Genomic DNA, 9,842 nt, shown 5'->3' with positions numbered 1-9,842 from the left:
GCCCATCGGGATTCACTCCTGGCCCATCGGGATTCACTCCTGGCCCATCGGGATTGCTCTGGTTCCCCCTGGGTTGCTCCGCAACAACTCTGGGACTATTCGAGCGGTTCAAACCTTCAAAAGCCTCCAGCCTCACCGGTTTATGGCGTACTTCCTTCCAACGCTTTTCCCACTTGTTATCGTGATCTCTCTCACCCTCTTCGTGTTCGTTGTCGCCTAGTTTGTGGGCTATCTGCCTGATGCCGTCTTCTAAGGCATCCAGTTTAGCTTTATCGACCTTAGGATTGTAATTTGCAAAGTTTGTGGTCTCGTGTTCTGCCAGAACTTTTTTAGCGGTATCCCAGAGCTCCTGGAAGTCATCTCGCTCCATGAGCTTGTCATCCCACGGAATAAGGGTAACGGGTTCCTTTCCTGGAAAGGCAATCGTCACTTTGAGATCTTTGGGGGCATTCTTTGGATTTTCCATAGCATCCTTGGCCCGGCTTAATAGATCAAACTCTTCATAGCGTTGAGAGACCTTGGCTGCTTCATCCAGTTTCTCCTTTTGCCTGGCGTTGAGTTGATCCTCAGACATGGTTTCAAGCTCCATCGCTTCTCTCATGGCTTTCTCTTCGGGAGTCTCGTTTTGTCTCGGATCGGGATTTTGGATCGGTGGCTGACTACCAGGCCCAGGATTCCTGTTTCCTGTCGGATCGGGATTTTGGATCGGTGGCTGACTGCCAGGCCTTAGCCCCGGTGTATTTAAAGGGTTTGAAGGATCGGTTCTCCTTTCGTTTATGGGCGTGTCAGGAGTCCTGCTTTGCTGCAGCTGATTAAGCTGTGGATCAGGATTAACAGGACCACTAATTCTATGAGTGGGCGTGTTCCCGTCCGATGATAAAGGGGCATTACTACCCGTATTGCTAGCGGGTATCTGAAGACTACCACTCCTTCCTGAAATTTCCATGCCACTACTCATATGCTGCTCCTTTTCTGTTAATAGCCATGACCTGAGTCATCGGCGAAGTTCATCCTGATTTGAGTTCAAAACTCTCGATATTGGTCAATGTTGACCGTTGATACCATGTTTGATTCAGAAACATCTGAAAGGTTCCCTTAAATCCAATTTTTGCATTCTGAGATCCGATCTTAAGGAGCAGTCTGTCATCAACAATGGAGTCAGTATGAAGTGAGTTCTGCGAGTTGTTCACCGCAAGTGACGGGAAATATGACATAAAAAAAAGCTGCTCCTGAAACAGAAGCAGCTTTTTCGGAGAAGCAGAGCTTCGGGAAGATGATTACATCATACCGCCCATACCACCCATACCACCCATGCCGCCCATGTCAGGCATAGCAGGAGCAGCAGCGTCAGCAGGCTCATCAGCAACCATCGCCTCAGTAGTGATCATCAGACCAGCAACAGAAGCAGCCGCCTGCAAAGCAGAACGGGTGACTTTAGCAGGGTCCAGAATACCCATTCCGATCATGTCGCCATATTCACCGGTAGCAGCGTTGTAACCGAAGTTGCCTTCGCCGGACCTAACCTTGTCGACAACAACAGAAGCTTCGTCACCGGAGTTAGAAGCGATCTGACGGATTGGGCCTTCCAGAGCACGCAGGATCAGTTCAACACCCGCTTTCTGTTCAGCGTTGGCAGTTTCAACAGAGATCTTGGACAGAGCGCGAACCAGAGCAACACCACCACCAGCGACTACGCCTTCTTCAACCGCAGCGCGGGTAGCGTGCAGAGCGTCTTCTACGCGAGCCTTCTTCTCTTTCATTTCCACTTCGGTAGCAGCGCCTACCTTGACAACAGCAACACCACCGGCCAGCTTGGCTACGCGTTCCTGCAGTTTTTCCTTGTCGTAGTCGGAAGAAGAGTTCTCGATCTCGGCACGAATTTGCTCAACACGGGAAAGAATATCAGCCTGGTTGCCGGCACCATCTACGATGGTGGTGTCTTCCTTGGTGATAGCGATGCGCTTGGCAGAACCCAGATCTTCCAGGGAGGCAGCTTCCAGAGACAGACCGACTTCTTCAGAAATAACAGTACCACCGGTCAGGATAGCAATGTCCTGCAACATGGCTTTGCGACGGTCACCGAAGCCAGGCGCTTTAACAGCAGCGACCTTCACGATGCCGCGCATGTTGTTCACAACCAGAGTGGCCAGAGCTTCGCCTTCAATATCTTCACCGATGATCAGCAGAGGCTTGCCAGCTTTGGCTACGTTTTCCAGTACTGGCAGCAGATCACGGATGTTGGAGATCTTTTTGTCAACCAGCAGGATGAATGGGTTTTCCAGTTCAGCAGACATGCTTTCCTGGTTGTTGATGAAGTAAGGAGACAGGTAGCCACGATCGAACTGCATGCCTTCTACTACGTCCAGTTCATTTTCCAGACCGGAACCTTCTTCAACGGTGATAACGCCTTCTTTGCCTACTTTCTCCATGGCTTCAGCGATGATCTGGCCCACCAGCTCATCGGAGTTTGCAGAGATAGTACCTACCTGAGCGATGGACTTGCTGTCTTCGCAAGGCGTGGACATGGTTTTCAGCTGTTCAACAACAGCCGCTACTGCCTTGTCAATACCACGCTTGAGGTCCATTGGGTTCATGCCGGCAGCAACGTACTTCAGACCTTCGTTCAGAATGGACTGAGCCAGAACGGTTGCAGTGGTAGTACCGTCACCCGCCTGATCGTTAGCCTGAGAAGCGACTTCCTTAACCAGCTGAGCACCCATGTTCTGGAATTTGTCAGACAGCTCGATTTCCTTGGCTACGGAAACACCATCTTTAGTGATGGTTGGAGCGCCGAAAGACTTTTCCAGCAGAACGTTACGGCCCTTGGGACCCAGAGTCGCTTTTACTGCGTCAGCAAGGATGTTGACGCCTTCCAGCATTTGCTTGCGAGCTTCGTCGCCGAACTTAACCTGTTTTGCTGCCATGATGGGTAATCCTTTGGAAATTTAAAACAGTTGCTATGAAAACGAAGTTCCGGGATCAGTCTTCCAGAACAGCGTAGATTTCGCTCTCGGATACGATGATCAGCTCTTCACCGTCGATCTTAACGGTGTCAGAACCAGCGTACTTACCAAAGATGACTTTGTCGCCGACGCTGACACCCACAGGACGTTTTTCACCATTGTCCAGAAATACGCCATCACCGACAGCCACTACCACACCCTGGTTTGGCTTTTCAGTAGCAGAACCTGGCAACACGATACCGCCAGCAGAGGTAGTGGTTTCTTCTTCACGACGAACGACCACGCGATCACGCAACGGACGGATTTTCATCGATGTATCTCTCCAACTGTTTATGCTGAAAAACCAGCAATCAACTCTTGTCAAACGGTCTGACTTGCGATGTCAGAACCGAACCCAATTATCGGTAATCTAGTAAGTAAGGGTGGCTTTAGCCTTTTCAAGGGGGCACTAGAATTTTTTTTCATCTTCCCGCTTGAACTCACCTTCGAGGGTCTGGTGGATACTCCGGCTGGTGTCGATGTCCTCACGGTAATATTCACCCTCAAGGGTGGTGGATGACTGTTGCGCCTGCCATCGACCACTTTTGATCATGCGTCTCAGCAGCGCTCTGCGCACCGGGGGAAAGAGCAGAACCAGCCCGATAAAGTCGGTGATAAAGCCGGGAATCATGAGGAACACCCCGCCCAGGGCAGTCAAAAAACCTTTCAGCAATTCCAGCGCAGGCTGCTCACCACGATTCATCTTCTCGCGAGCCTTCATCATGGTACGAAAACCCTGACGACGAATGATCGCTATACCAGCCACCATACCCAGAATAACCAGAATCAGTGTATTAAAAGCGCCAATATAGCCCCCCACCTTGATCAGCACGACCAGCTCGAGGGCGGGAAGCAGTAAAAAAATCCAGAAAGGGAAGCGCATGGAAGCCTCCAGAGACAACAGTGCTTCTTATATAGTGTTAATCATGGAAACTTCAAGGATTGAAACGTAAAAAGCCCCAAACAACCTCGGGGCTTTTTATTTGTACAAGCCTGATATCAAGCTACTCTGGCCATCTCTACCAGAGTCTTGCGCACTGCCATTGGCTCGTCCACTTCTGTCGGGAAAGGAATACGAACCAGCTTGTCTTTCAGCAGCAGGTGCATACCGGTGGCATCAATACCGGCCATCTTTGGCTCAACACCTTCCGGAAGTTCGATACCAGCCACTTTACAGTACTTCATCATCGCATCGACATGATCTTCATTCATATGGTTGACCATGCCATTTTCTACGCTGCCGTAAAATGGGTTTTCACGAGTCATCAGCTCGTTCTTCACCCAGAAAATCTTACCGAAACCACCGATGAAACGTGCACGCTTCAGATGAATACGGTAAAAGTCAAAACCATGGGTTTTGTGATACTGAGCAGAAGGTGGAAAGAAAGAGTAGTAACGTTGCTCCAGCGCCTTCAGTTCTTCATTGTCCGCTTCAATTTTTTCGGCATCGCCGATCCAGGTCAGACGCCCTGCCTTGTGGATATCGTCTACACCACTTTGGGTGATGATTAGAGAAACCTTGGGGTTAGCTTCAATGTTTTTGGTGTGCTGAGCGAGGTCACTGATCAGGATGATCGGGTTACCCTGTTTATCAAGGCAGTAAGGCATAACAGAACCAAATGGGTACCCGGGCACGTCATCAGAGTGAGTGGACAAAATACCGTGGTACTCATTCAAAAGCAGGTTACGTGCGTCGTGTGCGGCTTGAACCTTGGGTTCCATCTGTTTCCCCCTGTATTTTCATATCATAAAACATACCACTTATAACCATCGCCTTTGAAGATTTTCAAAACCCAATGGGTATATTTCGATATGCAGAACTCTGTTCTTCAACCTATGGCCGGAATCAACTATGGCTGATGATTAAGACACCTGTTTCAGGCATTTTGAGGCGATTATATATTAATGATATTGATTATCAATAAGATTATCATGCAGCATTAGCTGCTGTCTTTCCGTGAGCTGTTTTTTATTTGGAACTTAGTACAAAAATGGAGGTCTACCTGATAGATAGGCAGATCATAACGCGCTTAAATCTGTCAAATTACCTCAATTAATCTTACAGGAGTTTCGTTATGCAAATCGGTAATCCAATGGCTCAGAGCCCGGCAGTGGGGCAGCCTGTTTCCACATCAGCCAACGCTTCTGAGGGTGGTGTGTTTAAAAATATCAGGAAAGTTTTTTTCAGCTATGACCCGGTGGAGGGAACCAGGACAAAATATATACCTTGCTTAACGTTCATGGCAGGCGCTGCTTCTGCCGGAGCCGTTTCCTTTGATGCTTTGGTTCAGAATTGGACGCCTGCCAGAGTGGTACCCGGTGCAGCTCTGACCGATCGCCTTATTGCCGTAGTAGAAAATACCGTTCAGAGAAATCCATTTGCCTGCGGTGCAGCTGCTGGAGCTGCAACTGCTTTCGTAGGGTTGAGTATGCTTGCCAGCAGTCTGAAGCCTTTAGCCAAAGAGTGTATAGAAGCGGTTCGGGAAGAGTTAAGGCATCAGCTTCAAAGGGACTTTCAGGAAATCACGGTTCATAAGGAGCTGATTTCTCAACATCAGAAAAACCTGTCGGAACTTGAAGTTCATCTGCCGGCAGAGAAAGCAAGATATAACCAACTATCGCAGGAAGTCTATTTACAGAGATGGACCTGCTATCGGCGAGAGGCTGATTATATGGCGGGGCAGTTGAAAGGTTATGTGGATGGCGTGTTGTCGTCTAACTCCGGGAACCGGGGAAATGTCCAGCGTGGACGCCATCAGGGTGATGTCTATAAGGCCGGTGTCGAGTTATCAAGGTTTGTCAGCAAGGAGAATCAGGACTATTCATTCCTTTCCCGAATACAACTGCTTAATGCTCTCAAACCTGTTTTAACTGAGAGTGAATATAAGAAAGTTAAGAGCATACTCCGGGACTTTCCTGTCAAGCCCTATCCCATCATCCATCAGGGCCCAGTAACCAGAGAGTATGCAAAAGTCCAGGAACAATGTGCATCAGAGCAAAGAGAGGTAGGGGTATTAGAATCCAAAATCAAAAAAGTACTGGGCCAATACCCTAATTTAAGGCCTGATGCTGCTGGTAATATTCCCCAGCCTCCGGCCAAGGAGTTTGAGCCCTATATGCCAAAGTGACTTGATTGATGATGTCTCATCAATCAAAAAAAGACCAGGAGCCTGATGACGTTTCGTTGCGGGCCCGGAACTTGCGGGCGGCTCCTTTTCCGTAAAAATCGGTCTGGTAAAGCGTTTTCTGATCATGTTCCATGGTGTTACCCCTTTAATTACAGCCAATATTTGCTGTCTATTGAGGTGGGGTATCCGGTAGAAAGTCATCCACCATGACTTCATCAAAAGACCAGGGACAGGTTTCAGGGAATGTTGCTTTCGGGAAACCTGTCTCCCTGACTGCACCTTTCACCGCACGATGGTAAGCCGGTGGCGTAACAGCATCGAGCTTGCTTTTAAGGCTGGGGCTGTCTTTGATCAGCATCTGAATCTGGTGCCGCTGTTCGGTGACCGTATTACGCCAGCTTCGACTCTGGAACCTGGGTTGATAGAGCCACTTAAGCAGGTGCATAAGCAGGATCGCCAAGTGAGACTCAAAAGCCCGGTAGTCACTGCGACCCATACTTTCAATTTCCTCAAGAATATTGGAGACATCAATTTCAGAAAGTCGTCCGGTACGCAGCAACTCAGCCTGTTGTTGTGTCCAGCGGTAAAAGTCGGTGTTGTAAAGGTTGTTTGAGTTATCCATAGCAATATTCCCTTGTGAATCAGCCATTGAGTATAGGACAACGGATGTCAAGACTCCCATCACCGCCTAATATCCTGATTTGGCTTTGACTTCAGCGCTGATGATTCTGGCAGATACTCTAATAGTTGTTGAGCGTAATATAATCAGAGTGTCACGGCTGAATCAATGGAAAGGGACTGGTTCTAAGCTCAGAGAATTGTTGAGGAAATCATGAAGCTTTTTGTAACAGGGTTGCTCTGTTTGACACTCTCTACTTTGACGATTGCGGATGCGGATACAATGTCGAAAGGAATCTTTGAGTTAATCAACCAGCGGCTGACTTATATGCAGGATGTAGCCTTATTTAAGGCCACGAATCATCGTGCTATTGAAGATTTGACCAGAGAAAAACAGGTGCTTGAGAAAGCATTGTTTGATGCACAGCAGGCTGGTTTACAACCAGATTCCATCGCTGTTTTTTTTCAGGCTCAGATAGATGCGGCCAAGGCTATTCAATATCGATATAGGGCGGAATGGTTATCTGCCAAACCAGAAAATAAAAAACACCGTGATCTGGCTTCCGAGGTCAGGCCCAAGCTTATAGAGCTTGGTCATCAGATCGTGATGCAAATTAGCGAATACCTTCAGAATGGAGGAGCATTTGATAATAACATGCAGCAAGACTTTGTCAGGACGGTCAATGCAGCGCACCTGTCCGAAAACGACAAAAAGAAAATGTTTGAAAGTCTTCAAATGATACGTGTGATTAAAAACCAGTAGCCTGTGGATGGATCGAAAGCCCCCGGGAAGTTCAGCCAATCCTGACTGACCAAGAACAGCCCTGACAAAGAAGCTCATACTCCTTGTTACTCAGAAAAACCAAACCGTCTATAGAGAATTCGCTATGTTCCGTTACAATCATTGAGTGATTTTCAGACGTAGAAGAACAAAAGAATGAATCTCGAACAAAGCAACATCCTGATTACCGGTGCTGCCCGCGGTCTGGGCAAGGCCATGGCACTGCATCTGGCAGAAAAAGGTGCCAGCCTTGGGCTGATAGACCTGAAAGGCGAAGCCCTGGATCAGACGGTAAAGGAGTGCTCTGAATTGGGGGCAAAAACCATTGCCCTGCCTACCAATGTCGCCAACGAACAGGAAGTAGAAAACAGTATCAAAGTTGCCAGAGAAAAACTGGGCCCGCTCAACGGTCTTATCAATAATGCGGGCATCCTGCGTGACGGTCTGCTAATTAAGGTGAAAGAGGATCAGGTCACTGACAAGCTTTCACTGGCAAAATGGCAATCAGTCATTGACGTCAATCTCACCGGTGTTTTTCTCTGTGGTCGTGAGGTGTCTGCCAGCATGGTTGAATCAGGAAGCAAAGGTCTGATTCTAAACATTGCCAGCATTTCCCGCTCGGGCAACTTCGGACAAACCAACTACTCTGCCGCAAAAGCCGGTGTCGTCGCTATGACGGTATCCTGGGCTAAGGAGCTGGCTCGTTTTGGCATCAGGAGCGCTGCGATTGCACCTGGCATGATTGAGACTGAAATGACGCTGGGCATGAAGCCCGAAGCTCGCGCCAAAATGAATGCGGGTATTCCGGCGGGACGCATGGGTAAGCCTGAAGAGATTGCAGCAACGGCGGCGTTCATTTTTGAAAACGACTACTTCAATGGTCGGGTGCTGGAACTGGATGGAGGTCTGCGCCTCTGATTCATGGCCGCAGAAGCTACTACCTTCTGTGGCCATTCTCACTACCAGGAATAACCAATGCCTACCTTGATCTGACTCGAGGTTTTATCAGCACCTTCTGTAGGAATACTGTCGTAGTCCAGGTAATGCATCAGGTTTAGAGAAAGACTTTCAGATAACCCCACCCTGAGGCCATGCTCTCCATCAAACAGCCACTGCTGGCCTGAATTCAGACGGTAAAACAGCTTGCTGTTAAAGTAATACTCAAGGTTATCAATAAGCTTCTTCCGATACACCAGTCCTGTCGTCATCGCCAGATTTCTCTGGTTATCTTCCAGCTGATAATCTTCCCAGAGATGAGTCAGACCAACGGTGGTAATCACTGTTTCTTTCACCGTTTCCCTGAAGCGGTAACCGAGCGAACCACCGAGCGTCAGTCTTGATCTCAGATCTTCCGCTGAGTCATACTCCTGATCCAGAGAGCCCTGAACGAACCAGTGCTCGGTGAAATAGCGACTATACGCATACCCCAGCTCCCACTCCTTGGTGGAAGAGTCTGCGTCATCTTCCGTCTCTACTTCAATGTCCCACTTAAAACTGTTTTTGTTCCACTCGTCATTGATATCCAGGTTGCCACTGAGCGTAAATGTGGTTTCTTTGTCCTGACCCTGATCGCTGTCCAAACCAAAGTTGACCTTGCCAGCAATGTCCCAGTTAGCAGCCAGCACCGGCTGTTCAGTGAGAATTTCTGCCACTGGCCAGACTGCCGAAAAGCTCCGCTCATAACCATCAGGATCAACAATCGTCAGTTGATCACCATTGCTCTTTAACTGACGCTGTTGAGCCTCTTTCTCTCCAATCAAACCCACCCAGAGCGGCTGGTCTGTCTCCAGAGCACGGACATGGCGCCAATTAATGGTAATGTTACCTGCATAACGTGTAGAAACAGTCAGTTTACCCGCTTCCAGACCCATGATTTTGCCACTGATCACATCTCCATTTTCCATCCATACCTTATCCGCACGAGCCATCGTTACCATACCGAAAAGAAAGATGATCCAGACTGTGTGCAATCCGAAAAAACGGCCAATGCCCCTGAAAAACTGGAGCCCCATGAATACCCCTCGATGAATCGATGTTTTATTGCTTTCTAAGGGTGACAAGAGTTCCAAATTAATAAACGTTTAACAAGAGGGAAAGCCGTTATAGCCAGCGGTTTTCCCTGGCTGAACCAGTAATAAAGCAAAGTTGTCCCTCCTTTTGCCAACCTGAGGCGCTTCATTCTGGAAAAATGAAAAACGTTTCACGACAAATAGCCGATGGATTAGGATATGCTTGGCAGATTCTCTGGTGATACTTATCCCTAGCAGCCTGTCGGACTTAAGCGTCCGTAGCGAGGATTGCAAGAAATTGAGG

At 48.4% G+C, this 9,842-nt stretch carries 10 protein-coding genes; 3 read left to right on the top strand and 7 right to left on the bottom strand.

The window, feature by feature from the left end; translation table 11 throughout:
* The 5 genes from KDK18_RS00205 to KDK18_RS00185 all read right to left on the bottom strand — a co-directional run.
* Positions 1-958 (bottom strand): hypothetical protein (locus KDK18_RS00205; RefSeq protein WP_257252346.1); only part of this gene is annotated, 958 nt, incomplete at its 3' end.
* A 319-nt stretch (positions 959-1,277) separates the two neighbouring features.
* Positions 1,278-2,924, bottom strand: a complete 1,647-nt coding sequence (gene groL, locus KDK18_RS00200) for a chaperonin GroEL (protein ID WP_257252345.1) — start codon at positions 2,922-2,924, stop codon at positions 1,278-1,280.
* 55 nt (positions 2,925-2,979) lie between these two features.
* On the bottom strand, positions 2,980-3,273 hold the full coding sequence (locus tag KDK18_RS00195) for a co-chaperone GroES (RefSeq protein ID WP_257252343.1): 294 nt from the start codon (positions 3,271-3,273) through the stop codon (positions 2,980-2,982).
* A gap of 138 nt (positions 3,274-3,411) precedes the next feature.
* Complete coding sequence (locus tag KDK18_RS00190) at positions 3,412-3,885, bottom strand: FxsA family protein (RefSeq protein WP_257252342.1); 474 nt, start codon at positions 3,883-3,885, stop codon at positions 3,412-3,414.
* Positions 3,886-4,001: 116 nt separating this feature from the next.
* Complete coding sequence (locus KDK18_RS00185; RefSeq protein ID WP_257252341.1) at positions 4,002-4,724, bottom strand: HugZ family protein; 723 nt, start codon at positions 4,722-4,724, stop codon at positions 4,002-4,004.
* Positions 4,725-5,077: 353 nt separating this feature from the next.
* Between KDK18_RS00185 and KDK18_RS00180 the strand changes: the two genes are divergently transcribed.
* Positions 5,078-6,130 (top strand): hypothetical protein, encoded by a 1,053-nt coding sequence (locus KDK18_RS00180; protein ID WP_257252340.1) that lies wholly within the window; start codon positions 5,078-5,080, stop codon positions 6,128-6,130.
* Positions 6,131-6,299: 169 nt separating this feature from the next.
* Here KDK18_RS00180 and KDK18_RS00175 read toward each other — a convergent pair whose 3' ends face one another.
* Positions 6,300-6,752: a DUF29 domain-containing protein gene (locus KDK18_RS00175; protein ID WP_257252339.1), complete on the bottom strand. Its 453-nt coding sequence runs from the start codon at positions 6,750-6,752 to the stop codon at positions 6,300-6,302.
* 210 nt (positions 6,753-6,962) lie between these two features.
* Between KDK18_RS00175 and KDK18_RS00170 the strand changes: the two genes are divergently transcribed.
* Both KDK18_RS00170 and KDK18_RS00165 read left to right on the top strand, forming a co-directional pair.
* Complete coding sequence (locus KDK18_RS00170; protein WP_257252337.1) at positions 6,963-7,511, top strand: chorismate mutase; 549 nt, start codon at positions 6,963-6,965, stop codon at positions 7,509-7,511.
* A 174-nt stretch (positions 7,512-7,685) separates the two neighbouring features.
* Positions 7,686-8,447 (top strand): SDR family oxidoreductase, encoded by a 762-nt coding sequence (locus KDK18_RS00165; RefSeq protein WP_257252336.1) that lies wholly within the window; start codon positions 7,686-7,688, stop codon positions 8,445-8,447.
* A gap of 41 nt (positions 8,448-8,488) precedes the next feature.
* On the opposite strand, the gene KDK18_RS00160 is transcribed toward KDK18_RS00165, so the two are convergent.
* Positions 8,489-9,541, bottom strand: coding sequence for a DUF481 domain-containing protein (locus tag KDK18_RS00160; protein ID WP_257252334.1), 1,053 nt, complete (start codon positions 9,539-9,541; stop codon positions 8,489-8,491).
* Between the last annotated feature and the right edge of the window lie 301 nt (positions 9,542-9,842).

It is taken from the genome of Endozoicomonas sp. SESOKO3 (assembly GCF_024606255.1).
The sequence above is the reverse complement of the archived record's forward strand: the minus strand, read 5'-3'. Positions and strand labels throughout refer to the sequence as shown.

Coding starts and splice junctions, on each gene's coding strand:
- KDK18_RS00195 (WP_257252343.1), bottom strand. CDS start 3,273: ATGAAAATCCGTCCGTTGCGTGATCGCGTGGTCGTTCGTCGTGAAGAA.
- groL (WP_257252345.1), bottom strand. CDS start 2,924: ATGGCAGCAAAACAGGTTAAGTTCGGCGACGAAGCTCGCAAGCAAATG.
- KDK18_RS00175 (WP_257252339.1), bottom strand. CDS start 6,752: ATGGATAACTCAAACAACCTTTACAACACCGACTTTTACCGCTGGACA.
- KDK18_RS00180 (WP_257252340.1), top strand. CDS start 5,078: ATGCAAATCGGTAATCCAATGGCTCAGAGCCCGGCAGTGGGGCAGCCT.
- KDK18_RS00165 (WP_257252336.1), top strand. CDS start 7,686: ATGAATCTCGAACAAAGCAACATCCTGATTACCGGTGCTGCCCGCGGT.
- KDK18_RS00190 (WP_257252342.1), bottom strand. CDS start 3,885: ATGCGCTTCCCTTTCTGGATTTTTTTACTGCTTCCCGCCCTCGAGCTG.
- KDK18_RS00185 (WP_257252341.1), bottom strand. CDS start 4,724: ATGGAACCCAAGGTTCAAGCCGCACACGACGCACGTAACCTGCTTTTG.
- KDK18_RS00170 (WP_257252337.1), top strand. CDS start 6,963: ATGAAGCTTTTTGTAACAGGGTTGCTCTGTTTGACACTCTCTACTTTG.
- KDK18_RS00160 (WP_257252334.1), bottom strand. CDS start 9,541: ATGGGGCTCCAGTTTTTCAGGGGCATTGGCCGTTTTTTCGGATTGCAC.